The following is a 16661-nucleotide window of genomic DNA, read 5'->3' on the forward strand; positions in this document are numbered from 1 at the left end:
GAGCCAGTCGGAAGGATAGTTGGAGCCGATGATGGTGAGCCAAAACACGCCGCACAGCAAGGCCAACATGATGGGAAACCCCCAGATGCGGTGGGTTAGTATGCGGTCGAGTTTAACGTCTAGCGGCAGCCGTCCGCGTTGGTTGCCCTGCGTAACCACCTCGCTGCAAATCTGTCCCGCTTGTGTGTAGATGTCTTCCACCCACAGGTCGTGGAAGTTACTGCCAATTTCGAGCAGCAATTTTTCGGCAAGTGCGTTCAGTTCGGGGTTTCCGAAACGCTCTTTCACGCTTGTGTCGCCCTCGATTAGCCTGAAAGCAATCCACTCGGCGTTGGAAATGTCGGGGTGTGTCTCGGCTATTTTGCGCGCCAACTCCTTGACATGCTGTGCGGCATGTGGCGGAAGGTTGGTAGAGCGGTGGGGGGTGCACTTGTATTCGCCCACTGCCACTTGGCGCATACGCTCTAAAAGCAGGTCGATACCTTGCCCCGAACGGGCCGAGGCCCCCACAACGGGGATGCCCAGGCGGCGCGAAAGGGCGTTAAGATTGATGTCTATCTTGTTTCGTTTGGCCTCATCCAGCAGGTTAACGCACAGCACGGCCTTGTCGGTAATCTGCAACACCTGCAAGATAAGGTTCATGTTGCGTTCCAGTCGGGTGGCATCGGCCACCATCACCGTAACGTCGGGCTGTCCGAAGAGGATGAAGTCGCGTGCTATTTCCTCGTCTTCCGAAGTCGACGAGAGCGAGTAAGTGCCTGGAAGGTCAACGATGCGGTAGCCTTCGCCTTGATAAGCGAAGTAGCCTTCGGCCTTTCCCACGGTTTTCCCAGGCCAGTTTCCAGTGTGTTGTTTCAGTCCTGTAAGGGCGTTAAACACCGTACTCTTACCCGTATTGGGGTTTCCGGCCAATGCCACAACGTAGCGTTCGCCGCCCGCTTGCGCACCGCGCCGTTGCAAACTGTGCATCGCCGCCTTGGGGCAAGCGTCACAGGGAGATGTATTTTGTTTGTTGGGCATAATCGTTATTGCAGTTTTGGCTTGGCGTTATCTATTGTTATAGACATTGCCTTAGTGGTAGCCATCTGCAAAGTTACCATTTTTATGGCAATTAGCGCGCAGCTTTTCTCCCTAGTTTTGTTGCTATACCTAGCAATGGTGATGGTCAATGGCGATTATGGTTGGCTTGTCTCCCCCGTCCTACGGCTTAAAGAACAGCCCTTTTTCTTTTCTTACGATGTACCATAGTAGCACAAAGAACAGCCCTGTTTGTATCACTTTGCTGTCTGGATGGGTTGCAAATATCTCGTTGGAAACATTGGCAACCAAGTGAAAGATGATGGCCACCATTACATTGCGCCCCGACTTGAAGTAAAGCCAGTTGATGATAAAGGTGAAGGTAAACAGACTTACAAAGAAATTGAGCGAGTATTGCCAGCCCTCTGCTTGTATGTTGCTTTGATAATAGTTCTTTATAAAGAAAAGGGGTAGATGCCATAAGCCCCAGTAGATGGTGAAAATGGCCGACGTGGTAAAGAGCGTGTGGCGTTGGCGCAAGGCGTCGGTGCCATACGTGTGCCATGCCAATTCTTCTGCCACAGGCGCAAAGCAAAGTACAAACCATGCCGAAAGAGGAGCAGAAGAGAAAGTTGGTTGACCCGAGATATAGAATTGTTCGAGGCCATGACCTACACCAAGAGGGAGGATTTGCGCCACCACAATGGAGAGTTGCGGCAAAAGTACGGCTAACCAAAAGTATTGATTGCAGAGTATTCCTTCATTTGTGTAATCTTTTCGGCATAAAATTTAACGTTATAGCTAACATTTTTTTCACCAACAGCCCGCACGACTGCAAAAAATCGATTCTCGCGAAGGTTGTTTTTGATGCGAAAAGGGGGTGGTTGTACATGCCGGCAAAATGAATTTTTATTTAAGCTGACGGCCACTAACACCCGTTTTGGGGCTATTTGCAGCTAAATGAAGTGCAATATGCCGCTAAATGCAGTGCGTTTTGATGCTAAATGTAAGGCAAAATGGTACTAAATGCAGTGCAAAATGGTGCTAAATGCGAAACGAAAGGCATAAATATCCGCTACAATTGTATAAACATAACCTCTTAGAACCATGAAATACATGACTGGAAAGGGTGAAATAGTGGTTTAAAAGTGGAATTTTAAGGTCTAAAAGTGGGTTATTGCACTTGAAAAATTATGAGCTGGCAACCAAACTAGAAAGGCGAAATGGTGCAAAATGCAGACTCTTTTCTTTTAAACTGACAAGTTGGAAGATGTGAAAGACCAGAAAAAGGCCTCTTTTACCCACTTTATGCCTTGTATTTTCGCTAGAATGGGGCGAAAATCAGAGCAGTATTGTAAAATAAAAGATAACGATTTAAACTTTTGAGTTGATGGGGTTGTGAGGTTGGTGAGTTGATGTATTCGGGAGTTGATAAGCCAGTGTATTGATTTGTCCTACACTTCATGTATGAGAAGGGGGTATCTTGTGTTGACATCACAGAGAGAACAAACTCATCTTAATTTATAGAAAGATTAAAAGTCACGATGACTTCTATTGCTTTTACCAGACAGCAGTAAATTTCAATTCTGTTTGTTGATAACCAGTTAACAAGGCGATGACGTCATCTTAACTTGCAAAAAAAACACTAGCTTTCGGCCGCATGATGATGACCGAAAACCAGCGTTGATAAGTTTTATTTGTTCTTCTACCGCCTTTCTCTAAGTGTTAGACAAATACGTTTCTGCAGTAGAGAGCATCCAGTAAGGGGAATTTCTACTTAGAAGAAATAGGCCACGCCCAATTGCCACGCGTTGCTTCGGCCGTCGTATTTCTTCTTAGAGGTTTCAACACCTTTGGTAGAAAGCTCCACCTCTCCCGTCTTTCCCAGGGCAATGTTATAGCCGATGGTGGCTTGTAGGTGACTGGCCAAGGTGCAACCTATACCTAAATTGATGCTGAAATTGGACGATTTAAGTGTCCAATCGGCCACTTCGGGGACGATTTCCTTGTCTTTCTTACCCAAGTTGAATGCTACCTGCGGACCGGCAAAGAGGAAAATGTTGGCCGTTTCGCCCAAGCCGAAAGAGTAGCGTGCATTGATGGGAATGGCCAACTGCTCGCGAGAGACAACAGAACCGAGCTTGCCATCCTCGCTCTTCATCTTAGATTCACGCTTTTCGTATAGCGCGGAGATGTCCATGCCCAGGCCAACGATGGGCAGCGTGAACTTAACCGTTGGGCCAATAAAGAAACCTAAGCGGTTGTCGGTTTTCCAAACGTCGTCGTTTACCGAAACTTCAGAGGTGTTGATACCACCTTTTAAGCCTAACTTCGTTTGTGCACTGGCATTTGCTGATAAGGTCAATGCTGCGGCAAGCACAGCCATCTTCATCATCTTTTTCATACAATAATAGTTTTAAATTAAACAAAGTGCGCACTTGCAACGCGCTGGGCGCGCCAAATACGCGTGAATATTAGGATTAGTGTCTTTCTCTTCTTACCGACATGCGTGGCGATGCGCTGCCTTGACTGCTGCGTGCAGCCTTCTCTTTCTTGGGTGCGGGTGCCACTGTTGCACGGCGGTTGGCGCGCGGGGCTTTCACTCCGCGACTGTTTTTCGTGGTTTGTGCCAGGCTGTCGGCTTGTTGTGGTGCCTTCACACCCCACATGCCTTTCTCGAAAGCGGCTATCTCCGCCTCGATACGCTTTTGTTCTTGTGCCATGGCCGAGTCGCTTTTGCAGTATTGCGCCAACGTCAGACCCAGCATGTTGTTGGTTTTATATATCTTGCCGCGATATTTGTTCATCGTGAAATAGTCGGCTAAGCTCATGGTTGCGGCATTGTTTAGGTTGCTCGTCATCACCGTTTGCTTGGCCAAGAAGGGTGCAAGGTCGTCGTACTTCACCCAAAACAAGGGGTAGGTTGTGGCGTCGCCGAAGTCGTCTTGTCGTTTCATGATGGGACAAAGGGCCAGAACCTTGGTGTGGAACGTGGCCGTAGACTGGTCGTAATAGGCGCTTTCCTTGATGTAGTAGGACGTAACCTCGCGCGAAGGGATGTCGCTGTTGTCGATGCGCACACGTCCGTCAACCCGCTCGTAGAAGATGTGATAGTTGTCTAGCAATGCCAATGGCTTTATGCGAGCCGAGTCTTCAAAGCTCTCGTTGCCGTCTAACCGATACTCGTATGCCTTTACTTGTCCGCGCATCACCAGCTTAAAGAGGTAGGTAAAGAGGTTCATGCGGCCGTCGATGGGCTCAACGGGGTAGTAAAGTCCTGCGTTGGCATCTTCGGTCAGGTTCAGTTCGCGGTATATGTCGCGCCTCCAAACAACGTCCTCGTCCATCTTGCTTTGGGTAGGAAAGGATATGCGCGCCCTCAGGCTCACGTTATCGGCGTTGCCTGTGGCGGTGTTGCGTTGGTTGTTTCGGCGTGCAGCAGGTTGTGCGAAAGCCACTTGCAGGGCGCACGACATCAAAAGTATGAATGCTAATCTTATCATCTGTTGTTGAATTGGGTTGGATGTTGGGGTGCAATCGTGGCCGAAAAGCCTATGCTTGGTGGCTTATTGGGTTGCGGCTTTGTTGACTTTGCACCTCGCATTGTTACTTTACGATTACCTCCATTGCCTGCGGTAGCTTGCGCGTTATGCCGTCGGGGCCTACGGCCGACACGTTGCTGATGTAGAAACGCTTGCTACGCGACAGCTTGCGGAAGGCATCGCGCTGGCGTTCGGAGAACTGGCTGCCTGCCGAAGACATGGGGACAGCGTTGCCCATGTTGTCGAAGAACACCGTCTCGAAACTCAAAACGCGGAAACGGATGTCGAGAATGCCGTCGTCGATGGCGGCAATTATGCCCTCGGCACCCATCAATGCGCCCTTGCTTAGGCCGCCTCCTTTAAATCGGTCGGTGCCAACGGCGATGTATGCAGTGGGGTCGGGCAGCTTACGAACATGGAAAACGGCTTGTCCCAAGGAACGAACCTTACCCTTATCGTTGGCTGTTATGTTGAAGGTTACGTCGTGTCCAACGGCCGAAGGCACGGCCACATAATGGCCGTTGCCCTTGTTGGTGAGCTTACCACCCGTCATGGTCATGCTGATGGCGTTCTGCGGGATGCCCGAAACGCTAACGCTCATGGGGTTGGTATAGCCCGCATAGAGTACGTTCATCAAGTCGGCAGCCACCGTTGCGGCTGTTGGCATGGCCACAACCTCGTACTTTTGCAGGAAGTTTCGGCGCAGAACTTCGCCCGAACCGTTACGCATGGTGATGTATCCGCCAAACGAATGTTGGCCTACACCGCCTGCGGCGAACGAGTATTTGCCGCCCCGAAGGTTCACACGCGCACCGTTTATATATATGTCGGGCTGCTGTGTGGTGTCTACCGCCGCCATAACGATGCTCGCCGAGAACGTTTCGCCGGGGTAGAGCGTGGTCTTTTCGGGTATCACAAACGCATCTAGCTTGTTCACCCTAATATCTTTCATGTCGATGTTGGCCACTAGTGTGTGCAACACTTCGCCCTCGGCATAGCGTATGTCGCTCTGTAACTTCGACAAAAGGGTCACTGCGGCCGACACGGGCATGCTCTCGAACATGTATTCTTGCCAGTTCTTGCCCATCGAACGCTTGCCTTTGGGTATCTCGGTAGAGAGGTTTTGGGCGATTATTTCGCGTTGTGTGGGGTCGTTAACCATCTTTAAGATGTAGTTTCGGTAGGCGTTGATGCCCTCGTAAAGCTTACGTCCCTTGCCTTCAATCGGAGCTAGCATCACATGGCTTGCTGCTTCGAGGTTCTCTTTGTTCACAATATCGTGTACATCGGCATCGCTTCCATCGGCCTCGCTAACGATTGCTACCTTAAGCTTTTCAACGAAATTGAACAGCGAGTCGCTGGCTCGCTTTACGCCTTCGGCTTTGTCGAACCACGCCTTTACTTTCTCCGGGTTCGACTTTAATTGGCTGGCGAACACGTCGTATAGTGCCTCGTTCTGCTTGGTGGAACCAGATATGGTGCGTTTTAGGCTATCCTCAACCACCGAAAATCCTTCGAGCACTTCGGTAGAAACATTGAGAGCCAGCATCGCCATGAGTACCACATAAAGCAGGTTAATCATCTTTTGGCGTGGAGATATGGGCCTTTTCTTTATTGCCATCTGCCGCGTTGTTATGGGTTTTGCATCTTCATGTTCACCGTCATGGCCTCAATCATGCGGGCATAGATGGCGTTTAGCTGCTCAATCTGTTGGGCCATGCGTCGGCTTTGGTCATTAATCTGGTCGATTGTGCCGATTTGCTGACTTGCTCCTTTGAGCTGCATCTCGTAAACCTTGGTGATACCTGTGAGTGTTCGGTTAAGGTTTTCCATCTCTTCGCTGTCTCGTGTGAGGCGTGCGCTTTGCTGACTAACCTTTTCCAACGTCTCGGTAAGCTTGTTTAGCTCGTCGATATAACGGCTTGTAGCCTCTACCACTTCGATGTCGGCCAGCAATGGCGAACCCTGAGCGGTGCTTGCAGCAGGCGACGTTTGGGCGTTGGCATGGGCATGAGCCGCAGAAACCGCGCCTGTGGGCGTTGATGCGTTGGCCGAAAGAGCCACTGTGGGCTGTTGAACGCCGGCGGCAGACTGCCTAACGGCTGCTGCTTGTTGCTGTTGAACACCCACAACGGGCGGTTGTTGAACCGCGGCCACACGTATTTTTGTGGGCTGTTCGGCATTTATTTCCGTGCCTTCTAAGTGCTCTTTTGTTACATGCGAGGGCAAGTCCATGCCGTCGGCCGTCTTGTCGAAAGGCCGGTCGAAAGCCGAAAGAAAGAACACCACTACCTCTGTTCCCATGCCGAAGAAGAGCATGAGGTTGGCACCAGGCAAGTGGGTAAGCTTGAAAAGTGTGCCGAGGATAACGATAGATGCGCCCCAACTGTATGCGTAGTTGAGGAAAGTTTGTCCGGGAACGCTATCCATCCACTTTTGCAGACGATAGACGAGGTTGTATTTACTGTACGATGTCATTTGCTTTTTTGCTTTTGAGGTTTGCCTGTGGACGTTGTTGCCAGGCTTCTAACACAGCGAAAGCCGATGTATGCGCGCGGTTGGTTTTGGTATTCCCAGCTGCGCCATGCACTGCGGATGTACGATTCGGGGTCTTTCCACGACCCACCCCTCACGCTTTTCTTCTTCAGTCGGTAGGGGTCTTCCTTAGCCGCCTTGTAATCAAGCTGTGGGTTGAGGTCGTTCATTGCGTCAACGCCGGCCTCGGTGTATATGGTGCTGGTCCATTCGGCCACGTTTCCGGCCATGTCATACAGGCCATTGCTGTTGCTTGGATAGGCACCAACACGACTTGTTATGAGGTTTCCGTCTTGCGTATAGTCGCCGCGGTCGGGCTTAAAGTTGGCGTAGAAACAGCCTTGTCCGTTCTTTACGTTGGGATTTTCCCAAGGAAACTCGGCTCCGCTTTTGCCGCGGGCTGCATATTCCCACTCGGCCTCTGTGGGTAAGCGGTAGCGTTGCACGAAACGAGCCACAGCTCCCAGGCCTTTAAGCAGATAATCGGTGCGCCATGCACAGAAGGCGTTGGCTTGCTCCCACGTTACGCCAACTACGGGATAGTCGTTGTAGGCAGGATTGCTGAAATAGTTGCGCAAGTACACTTCGTTGTCCGAGTTGGTGAAGTCGTTCACCCAGCAAGTTGTGTCGGGATATACGTTTACTATATACGTGTTGAGGAAATCCCACGGCCCACTAAGCTGCCTGTTGATGGTTTCGCTCACGATATTCCCGTTGTCGTCCACGTACGCCGTGTCTTTCGATATCATCACCTCTTCGTTCGGGTCGACGGTAAGGTCGGTATTGAGGTTGCGTTCTTGTGGCAGGATGCGGTTTTTACGCAAGGCGGCCGTTGTGTAGTCGTAAATCTCGTAGCGATAATTCAGCTGTCGGTAGTCGAGCAACTTCTCGCCTGTAACGGGATTGGTTACGTACAGGCTCTCAATGGCGCGCTGTTCGTCTTCGTTAGGCTTGCGTGGCAGCGGCTTTTTCCAGTTAACCTGCGGGCGAATGGCGTTTCCGTCCTTGTCTTCGGTTATCATATAGGTCTCGTCGCCGCCGTAAGCAGGGTCGGCCAAGCGTGTGCGCAGGATGCTGTCGCGCACCCAATTCACAAACTGCTTGTACTTCGAGTTGGTCACTTCGGTTTCATCCATCCAGAATCCATCCACCGAAATGTCTTTAACGGGCGTGTTCTTGCCCCAAAGACTGTCGCCTTTCTCGATGCCCATCTTGAGGTATCCACGCCCTACACGGGTCATTCCGTAGGGCGTTGGTTCTGCAAAGCTCCTGCTCGAACCCACGCCAACCACTTCACCGCCACGTCCGGAGGCGGAAATACCTTTGCCGCCGAAACATCCTGAAAGCATCAGCGACAGGCCAAAGGCGCACAGCGCCAACACGATTTGCCTTTTTCTCTTCATCATCTGTTTTATCCAATCAACACGAGCCGCACTCCCCAGTATGCCATCTAGCGGCAAACCGCCCGTTGTCCAAGGCCTTTGCGTTGGGGTGCGCCCTACAATAGTCTTACGCTTTTATGTTTATTCTTTCCTTTTTTAACGAAATTCAGTTCCTGCTCGTAGCCCACGAACAGTTCGTGACTGCCGTTTCCGGGCTTGATGGCCGAGGTGTACATCTCGTAACTATACCCCAACACGATGCCGTGAAAGCGACCGCCAACCATGCCCGTTACCGAAATGGTGGGCGCATAGCTCACACCTGCGTACAACAAGCGTTTCTCGTTGGTGTATTCCACGCGTGTGGAGACGTCGGCACGATAGCCGGTGCCGTCTGTTCGCACCAAAGCCGAGGGCTTTATCTTAACAAACGGATTGCGTAACGAAATATTGCATCCGCTCGTTAGATAATATGTGGGGGCGACGTGCAGCTCGTGGCGTTCGCCTAGTTCAACGGTTGGCGAATTAAGGTGTTGTGCCGATAGTCCCACATACCATGTTCGGGCCATGTAATAGAGGCCAACGCCCAGGTCAACAGCGTTTCCCGTCTCCTCGCTTGTGGGCAAGGCGTGGTCGTTTGCGTCGGCAGGATCGAGTCGTGTGCCGTCTATGTTCTCCAACAGCAACGCCCCTTGCAGTCCCAATCCCAATGTCGCACTGCCCAGTTTCAGCTTATAGGCATATTGTAGGGCAATGCGTTGGTGTTTGAAAACGCCTATTTGGTCGTTCATCAGCTGCACGCCTGCGCCGTGGTTCATGCCTGCGAAGACGAAAGGCATGTCTGCCGCGAGCGCCATTGTTCGCGGATTGTTCTCAAAACCCGCCATACTCATGGCGTAAGCCCCCGTTATGTTAAGCTTCGGCTGCTTGCCCACGGCGGCAGGATTGAACGTGGGTTCGAGGTCGAAGTAATGCGAAAAGGTCGCATCGTATTGGGCACTGGCCTCCGAAAAGCCCAGAACCAGCCACAGCGTAATGATGGTTAAACGTTTCAACACGTAGTGTATAACGCGTGATGGGCAGATATATTGTGTGCCCGAGATGAAAAATAGCTAAGCAAAAGATTGTTTGGGCATTGCGAACAATTTAAACACCAAATTCTTCACGCCTGCAATATGTTTTTACAAAATAAAACACTAAATTTGCATCTGTGGGCATACAAGGAGATTGTTGCTCGCCAATCGACCACAAACAACGGCCAATCAAGAAGCTAAAAGCTCAAAAAAAGAATGTATTAACAATGCTAACTAAACACTACGGATATGGCTGAATACTTAACTTTAATGGACAAAAGGAAGTATGCCGCAGCAGAACGCTTGCTGTTGGAATGCTTGAATGATGACCCGACTGATGACTATGTGCTTAGTCAGCTGGCACTTGTTTCCTGGTACAGGGACAAAGGCGAGGAAGCATTACGTTATGCAGACAGGGCCAAAGCGGTTGATCCAACAGCACCGCTTACACTTTCTATTCGCGCCAAGATCCTTTGGTCAATGAAAAAATTCGAACAATCCATAACTGAATGGGAACAAATTCTCAACATGAGTGAACAGGAAGTGGAACAGAAAGGGTATGGAAAGAATTGGGCAAAAAGCATTATCAACGATGCTAGATACTACAATGCCCTCTGTTTGCATAAGCTTTTTCGGGATAAAGAGGCTTTTCCTTTGATGGAAGAGCACCTTAAGAACAGGGCGAAAGGCCTCGCGAGCGACTTCACCAAGCAAGAGGCAACACTATTTTATAAAGGATTGAAATACAGCGATTTCAGGCCTTACGTAAGCGAAACAGCCGAGGGTTTCTCCACAAACAAGCAAGACAAGCAGGTCTTTAAAAGGCTAAACGAACTGGAAGATGCCAAGCAATGGGATAAGCTGGTGCGTTATCTTAAAGGTGTTTGCAAGCGGTATCACAGGGAGTATTACTATAAAACCTTGGTGTCTGAATACTGCATCAAGGCAAAAAACAAGGCCGATTGCCTTAAATATGCCGAAGAGGCCTTTGCACAAGAAACTAACGACCCACTTGTGAAGTACACATACGCCGTGGCGTTGAAGTATTGTGGCCGAAACGAAGATGCCTTGGTGCAGTTCAAAGGCCTTGTTGCACTAGGCCTAGACTACATCGCTTACTCGGAACATGGCGAAGGAATGCGCTGGGCAAAGAAAATTATGCGGCACTCGCAGCGGTATATCGAGGAAATCAAACAAAAGGAAGAAACAGCAGAAAAGCATTAAACGCAAGATGTATGAAGGCATATACCTGCGCGACGGAATGGAAAGGGCAAGGGCGTTTTTGGCAGAGCAAGTGAAAGCTCATCCCGAGAACACGCAACTGCGGAGCATGTTAGACGATTGGGCCGACATCGCCAATGGTTTCGAGCAAGAACGTACCATGCACTCCAAAAGCCCGTCTACCAGCCCTTAACCGCATACGACAGGCGGTGGCGAAAGTCCCGCCTGTTGTGCGAAAGCAGAAACATAAATAACTAAAAACCCTAACTAAACAATATGGATATGGACAAATTATATCAACTAATAGAGCAGAAACGGTTTAAAGCCGTAGAAAACCTGATGCGAAAAAAGCTGGAACAGGAACCCGAGAACGTCTATTTCCTCGCCCAACTGGCAAATGCGCTTTGGAACCTCAATAAAGACGAGGAGGCATTGAGCTATGCCGACAAGGCCAAAAGCATTTCTCCCACCAATCCGCTAACGCTTTTTACCCGCGCCCGCGTTCTTGGCTCGTTGCACAAATTCGAAGAGGCTGCTGCCGAATGGGAGGAACTCATCAGTATGGGGGAAGCGGAAGTTGCGGAGAAAGGCTTTGGAAAGGGTTGGGCAAAGTCGGTGATTAACGATGCCCGATATTACAGAGCCCTTTCTCTGGGCGAACTTAACAGGGACAAAGAGGCGCTCGCCCTGATGGAAGAACACCTGAAACACCGGGGCAAGGGTGTAGAAAGCGACTTCACAAAGAAGGAGGCTACGCTGTTTTATAAAGAACTGAAATACAGCTATCTCAATTCGGGTGTGGATTATTCGGATGAAGGTTACGCCACCAGTGCACAGGCCCATCGAATAGAATGGAGGATGGAAACACTGGAAGATGCCAAGCAATGGGATAAGCTGGTGCGTTATCTTAAAGGTGTTTGCAAGCGTTATCCCAAGGAATATTATTTCCATGTGCGACTGTCTGAATACAGCAAGAAGGTTGGGAACAAGGCCGATTGCCTTAAATATGCCACAAACGCCTTTGCACAAGAGCCCAACGACCCGTTGGTTAAATATAATTATGCTGTGGCATTGATGTATTGTGGCCGAAATGAAGATGCTTTGGCGCAGTTCGAAGGCCTTGTTGCGCTAGGCCTAGACTACATCGCTTACTCGGAACATGGCGAGGGAATGCGCTGGGCAAAGAAAATTATGCGGCATACGCTGCGGTATATTGACGATATTAAACGAAGTTGTGTTGACTTCTAAACTTTCTGTAAATTGAGAGGAGTCTGTTGTCTTTGTGATGCCGACACAGGATAAACGCTCCTCTCGCATAGCAAGTGTAGGGTAATTCAATTCGCTGGTTTCTAACTAACAAGTTGACGAGTTGACCAGGTTCACAAGTTGACGAGTTAACCAGTTGACAAGTTGACGAGTTAACCAGTTAACACGTTGAGGAGTTGACACGTTGAGGAGTTGAGGAGTTGTCGAGTTAACCAGTTAACCTGTTGACGAGTTCACAAGTTCACAAGTTGACAAACTCATCAACTCACATACTCAAAAACTCCTCAACTTACGAACTCATCAACTCTTCAACTCACAACCTCATCAACGCACAACCCCATCAACTCAAAATCTTAAATCCGATATTTTTATTTTACAATATCGTTCTATTTTTAGCTCCGTTCTAGCGAGAAAATTGGTTAAAAAGTAGGTAAATGACTACTGTTTTTGGCCTTTCAAGTCTTTCGTCTTGTCTGTTTTTGAGAAAACAACCTGCATTTTGCACCATTTAGCCTTTCTAGTTTGGTTGCCAGCCCATTATTTTTTACGTCCAAATATGCCCTTTTAGTGCCTAAAAACCCACTTTTTGATGGCCATTTTGCCCTTTTGGGCCATGTCTTTCATGGTTCTAAGAGGTTTTGTCTATGCTGTGGCAGTGAATTTTTATGCGTTTCGTCTTGCGTTTAGCCTCATTTTGCACTGCATTTAGCACCATTTTACCTTGCATTTAGCACCAAAACGCAGTGCGTTTTGCGGCATTTTACCTTGCGTTTTGCACCAAAACGCAGTGCATTTAGCGGCAAATTACACCTGATTTTGCTGAAAACAGCCCAAAAACTGGAACAAATTGCGGTTTTATGCAATGTGTATTCATTTCACTTGCATTTATAACCATCCCACTTTTGCACCTAAACAAACCTTCGCGAGAATCGAATTTTTGCGGCAAGGTTGGCGATTGGTGGATAAAAAGGCTACTTTTAGTGTTAAATTTCTTACCGAAAAGTTTACAGCGGCTAGTGGGTTGGCAAGTGGACAAGTGAACGAGTAAATCGTTCGTCTTATCGTGTTTGGGCATAAATACATCCATTTTGACATAAGGACATAAGGAACATAAGGAAGATGTCTTCACTTTTTCCTCATTATGTCTCACTGGGAAGATGCTTTCAAGGCGAGTTCTATTAATATAGCAAAGGTAGTTTTTAGAACCTGCCTTAAAGCGTTAACGAGTGGGCGAGATTACAAGTTAACAAGCTGACAAGAAAACGAGTTTGCCCAAAGTCATAGGCTTATTGCAGCGGTGTTAGCCCAAAAAGTATCAAAAAGACGTTGCGTTTTGTGCATAACCGGCGAGCTGTTGCTGCTATTGAGGTGCATGTCACACACAAAAAAGGAGCCGAACTTCCATCACTGGAAACCCGGCTCCAACCAACAATTTAACTTTATACCTTGACTAAAGCTAACTTCTATAATCTAGAAAACCTTTTAGCCACAACTATGTTTATTTGCGTCCTTGTTATCCTAAACACCAAATTGTTGGTTCGATGTGTGGACTAGGCTCGCGCCTTGCGCCATACAAGTATGAAAAAAAACATTTTATTATGGGTCACTGCCACTCTCTTTCTCTTTTCTTTTTTGCAGGCGCACTCGCCGCGCCTTTGCTTTCCAGTTGCCTGGCGGTTGCCCTTTGGGCTTTGCTGTTAGGCTTGATGTTTGTATATATAGTCTCTCTCCTTTATTGTCGGGGTGCAACGAAGGGCATGCCTGCTATGGTCATGCTGTGGGTTTCGCTGTTTTTCTCGGGCGTATTCTTTACTGGCGGCTTTCGGTATGGCCCCAACAAGCGTTTCGCCCGCATAGCTTTCGTCTCCTTTTCATTCGTTCGTCCGTTTGATGTATTTTAAGTTTATGTTCTCGATTTGCATACATTTAAGAAAGAACAAGGTTGCGGAGGCGACCTGGTTAGATAAGGTTCGGTTCGTATTCTGGGTTAGCTAGTTTGTAGATTATCCGATAAGATAATGTCGTTTCTTTTTGTGTCTACGTCACCTTTCCCGCACCTGAACTTGCTCTTCTCAACGGTTTGGACCCGAGGGCTTTGCCGTTTGTATCGTCATTTCACTGTAAAGTCGTTAATCGTCGTTTTAGTCGAAGGTTGTTTTTACGGTTTTGTACCTACATTTTGCCGGGTTTGCTTTTCTTCGTTGCGCTTTGCAAAACAGGTAAGTTGGCGGATTGACAAGTGCCAGTGCTCTCTATTCATCCATTTAATTTCGGTTTGCACTATTGAGAGATTGATGATCGAATAACCAATTAATCAAATATTAAAAAACCAGGTTGCGCCCATCTCTCCGCCAACTGTGTTTCAATAGGGAAAGGAAGGCCGCCGGTAGAAAAACAAAACTAAACATACTATTCAAATCCACCACGTTGGCGACCCTCCCATCTTATGATGCGAACTTTCCCTATCTAAGGGATTTACGTCTCACAACGTTTACCCTGTTGCGTCTTTAAAGTCAAATCCAGTTTATCAACCTTATCGTTTCACAACGTTTTGCCGTTAAGTCTCTTGTTACTCTGCCCATAATGACCCATGTGTCACCAGGTTTTGCGAGTCACATTTACAGTTCAACATTTCTCATTCTCAAGATGCCAGCCTGTTCGATGTTCGTCTGTCAGGCCGTTTCTTTATTTGTTAGGAGCGGTCCCGCTAGGCTCGTCTCCCGTTTCTTTTTTCTTTTTGAAACCATCAAGAAGTGCTCTCAAACGTTTGTCTACCTCTGCTTCCACCATCTCTTTAATGACTTCGAGAAGTTCCACCCGTTCGTCACATTGTCGTCTGTTGTTGCTTTGACGTCTCGGTAGTGGCGTGTCTCGAGCACCCTTCATAATTGTTCGTTTTATTCGATGGCAAAGTTAGGCTGTTTTTTGCCAACCATTACTAGTAAAATCATGCAAATAAGTGTTTTTTTTGTGCACCATCAAACAACCCCAACTTGTAATATTTAGCAATTTGGCACTGACAGATACCGATGAAATGGGCGTTTTTTGGTGACAGGTTTACAATATTTAGAGGTTGTTAAAATATAAGAATTAGCCAATGAAAACACCTGTCTGCTGTGCCGAAAAACTGCTTTTTGGGGGGTGTTTTAAAAGAAAATGTCGGACTAATCAAGCTTGTTTAACAAGCCGAATTAGCCCGACGATGGAGATTTGATTGATAAAAAGCAGCTTGCTAGGTGTTATTCCTTTTGCCTAACGTATTGCGTGGGCGTTATGCCGCATAGGTTTTTAAATGCGCGAACAAAGTTGGAGTAGTCGCTGAAGCCGCAACGCTCGGCCACATCGCGGAAAGGCATGCTGGGATTTTTGTCTATCAGCAGCCGTGCCTTGCGTATCTTGATGCGCAGGATGTAGCCCATAGGCGTGCATCCCGTAAGTGCCGATAGCTTACGATAGAACTGGCTGTACGTCATGCCCATCTTTTCGGCCACTGCCGTCACGTCTATTTCGCCGCCGGCATTAAGCAACATGTACACCGTATCGGTAACTTTGTTGATGAATTTGCGGTCGGCTTCGCTTTGGGGTTGCTCGTCTTCCTTGTCTGTTTCTTCCAGTTTGGCGTACTTTTCCCGTAGCAATCGGCGTTGTTCAAGCAGTTTTTCAACGCGCATGCGCAGCTCGTCGCGATTAAAAGGCTTGGCAAGATAGGCGTCTGCGCCCGCTTCCAGTCCCTTTACGCGGTCGGTTTCGGTTATTTTCGCCGTAACAACGATGATGGGAATGTGGCTTGTTACCTCGTTAGCCCTAATCCTTCGGCACACTTCCAGTCCGTCTACGCCCGGCATCATCAAGTCGGTAACAATCACGTCGGGCACCATTTGTTCGGCTTTGTTCAGTCCGTCTTGTCCGTTGTGTGCGTAAATGATGGCGTATTTGTCCGACAGCTGCGAGCCGATGAATGCGGCCACGTCCACATTGTCGTCGATAACCAGCACGCGTAGCACGTCGTCGTTGGCCATTTCGGTGTCGGTGGGGTCGTCTCCTTCGGTTGGCAGCAGGGGTTTCCGCATGTCGGCCCTCTGCGGTTGGGCAGGCTCTGTTGCCGATTTTGTTTGTCTGATGGGTAGGCTCACGTGGAAAACGCAGCCTTGCCCCACGGTGCTTTCAACGCTGATGGTGCCGTCTATCGCGTCTACAATCTGCTTTACCAAGGCCAATCCCACGCCCGTTCCAATCTTTGCGCCGTCGTTTTCGGCTTGGTAGAAGGCCTCGAAGATGTGCGGAAGGCTCTCGGCTGGTATTCCTTTGCCTGTATCGCTCACGTCCATCAGCAGTCTTTGTCCGTCTGTGCGCACCTTAACGCTCACCGTTCCTTGCGGCGGCGTGTACTTAAAGGCGTTAGACAGCAGGTTGTTCATCAGCTTATTCACATAGTCGGGCACGAAATCCATCTGCACTTCGCCGCAAAGTTCGGCCGTAAAGTTCACTTCGCGCATGCGTGCATATTCGCGGTAGCTCTCAATGTTCATGGCAATTTGCGCCACGATGTTGCCGTTTCGCCACGCAGGTTCGCCCACGGCCGACTTCATCTTGGATATGTCGAGCAACTGATTGATGAGTGTCAGCAG

The 16661-nt window shown here is 48.7% G+C and carries 13 protein-coding genes; 3 read left to right on the forward strand and 10 right to left on the reverse strand.

Annotation, left to right across the window (positions count from 1 at the left end):
- The 8 genes from BN93_RS18725 to BN93_RS12650 form a co-directional block, all read right to left on the reverse strand.
- Positions 1 to 1020 (reverse strand): FeoB small GTPase domain-containing protein (locus BN93_RS18725; RefSeq protein WP_044260757.1); only part of this gene is annotated, 1020 nt, incomplete at its 3' end.
- A 180-nt stretch (positions 1021 to 1200) separates the two neighbouring features.
- The gene (locus BN93_RS12620; RefSeq protein WP_232211183.1) at positions 1201 to 1737 is read right to left on the reverse strand and encodes a CPBP family intramembrane glutamic endopeptidase; all 537 of its coding nucleotides are present in this window, start codon (positions 1735 to 1737) and stop codon (positions 1201 to 1203) included.
- 1057 nt (positions 1738 to 2794) lie between these two features.
- Positions 2795 to 3421 (reverse strand): porin family protein, encoded by a 627-nt coding sequence (locus tag BN93_RS12625; RefSeq protein ID WP_019188687.1) that lies wholly within the window; start codon positions 3419 to 3421, stop codon positions 2795 to 2797.
- A gap of 76 nt (positions 3422 to 3497) precedes the next feature.
- Positions 3498 to 4520 carry a type IX secretion system ring subunit PorN/GldN gene (gene porN, locus BN93_RS12630; protein ID WP_044260759.1) on the reverse strand — a complete coding sequence of 341 codons (1023 nt, stop codon included), beginning with the start codon at positions 4518 to 4520 and terminating at the stop codon, positions 3498 to 3500.
- A 103-nt stretch (positions 4521 to 4623) separates the two neighbouring features.
- The gene (gene porM / locus BN93_RS12635; protein ID WP_019188689.1) at positions 4624 to 6180 is read right to left on the reverse strand and encodes a type IX secretion system motor protein PorM/GldM; all 1557 of its coding nucleotides are present in this window, start codon (positions 6178 to 6180) and stop codon (positions 4624 to 4626) included.
- A gap of 11 nt (positions 6181 to 6191) precedes the next feature.
- Complete coding sequence (gene porL / locus BN93_RS12640; protein WP_019188690.1) at positions 6192 to 7037, reverse strand: type IX secretion system motor protein PorL/GldL; 846 nt, start codon at positions 7035 to 7037, stop codon at positions 6192 to 6194.
- A complete protein-coding gene (gene porK / locus BN93_RS12645; RefSeq protein ID WP_044260821.1) occupies positions 7034 to 8497 on the reverse strand; it encodes a T9SS ring complex lipoprotein PorK/GldK in 1464 nt (487 codons plus the stop codon). Before porK ends, porL begins: the two co-directional genes overlap by 4 nt.
- Before the next feature lie 95 nt (positions 8498 to 8592).
- The gene (locus BN93_RS12650; protein ID WP_019188692.1) at positions 8593 to 9531 is read right to left on the reverse strand and encodes a PorP/SprF family type IX secretion system membrane protein; all 939 of its coding nucleotides are present in this window, start codon (positions 9529 to 9531) and stop codon (positions 8593 to 8595) included.
- Between the two features lie 264 nt (positions 9532 to 9795).
- Between BN93_RS12650 and BN93_RS12655 the strand changes: the two genes are divergently transcribed.
- From BN93_RS12655 to BN93_RS12665, 3 genes are all read left to right on the forward strand, one after another.
- Positions 9796 to 10770, forward strand: coding sequence for a tetratricopeptide repeat protein (locus BN93_RS12655; protein ID WP_044260761.1), 975 nt, complete (start codon positions 9796 to 9798; stop codon positions 10768 to 10770).
- Between the two features lie 7 nt (positions 10771 to 10777).
- Positions 10778 to 10960 carry a hypothetical protein gene (locus BN93_RS12660; RefSeq protein WP_019188694.1) on the forward strand — a complete coding sequence of 61 codons (183 nt, stop codon included), beginning with the start codon at positions 10778 to 10780 and terminating at the stop codon, positions 10958 to 10960.
- 89 nt (positions 10961 to 11049) lie between these two features.
- Positions 11050 to 12015: a tetratricopeptide repeat protein gene (locus BN93_RS12665; protein WP_044260825.1), complete on the forward strand. Its 966-nt coding sequence runs from the start codon at positions 11050 to 11052 to the stop codon at positions 12013 to 12015.
- 2703 nt (positions 12016 to 14718) lie between these two features.
- Here the strand turns inward: BN93_RS12665 and BN93_RS12680 are convergent.
- The gene (locus BN93_RS12680) at positions 14719 to 14919 is read right to left on the reverse strand and encodes a hypothetical protein (RefSeq protein ID WP_019188698.1); all 201 of its coding nucleotides are present in this window, start codon (positions 14917 to 14919) and stop codon (positions 14719 to 14721) included.
- Between the two features lie 353 nt (positions 14920 to 15272).
- Positions 15273 to 16661, reverse strand: a 1389-nt coding sequence (locus BN93_RS18730) for a hybrid sensor histidine kinase/response regulator transcription factor (RefSeq protein ID WP_044260764.1), incomplete at its 5' end; no start/stop codon positions are given.

This window comes from Prevotella conceptionensis 9403948 (assembly GCF_000312305.1).
Lineage (GTDB): Bacteria > Bacteroidota > Bacteroidia > Bacteroidales > Bacteroidaceae > Prevotella > Prevotella conceptionensis.

Coding starts and splice junctions, on each gene's coding strand:
- porN (WP_044260759.1), bottom strand. CDS start 4,520: ATGATAAGATTAGCATTCATACTTTTGATGTCGTGCGCCCTGCAAGTG.
- porL (WP_019188690.1), bottom strand. CDS start 7,037: ATGACATCGTACAGTAAATACAACCTCGTCTATCGTCTGCAAAAGTGG.
- porM (WP_019188689.1), bottom strand. CDS start 6,180: ATGGCAATAAAGAAAAGGCCCATATCTCCACGCCAAAAGATGATTAAC.
- BN93_RS12625 (WP_019188687.1), bottom strand. CDS start 3,421: ATGAAAAAGATGATGAAGATGGCTGTGCTTGCCGCAGCATTGACCTTA.
- BN93_RS12660 (WP_019188694.1), top strand. CDS start 10,778: ATGTATGAAGGCATATACCTGCGCGACGGAATGGAAAGGGCAAGGGCG.
- BN93_RS12680 (WP_019188698.1), bottom strand. CDS start 14,919: ATGAAGGGTGCTCGAGACACGCCACTACCGAGACGTCAAAGCAACAAC.
- BN93_RS12665 (WP_044260825.1), top strand. CDS start 11,050: ATGGACAAATTATATCAACTAATAGAGCAGAAACGGTTTAAAGCCGTA.
- BN93_RS12655 (WP_044260761.1), top strand. CDS start 9,796: ATGGCTGAATACTTAACTTTAATGGACAAAAGGAAGTATGCCGCAGCA.
- porK (WP_044260821.1), bottom strand. CDS start 8,497: ATGAAGAGAAAAAGGCAAATCGTGTTGGCGCTGTGCGCCTTTGGCCTG.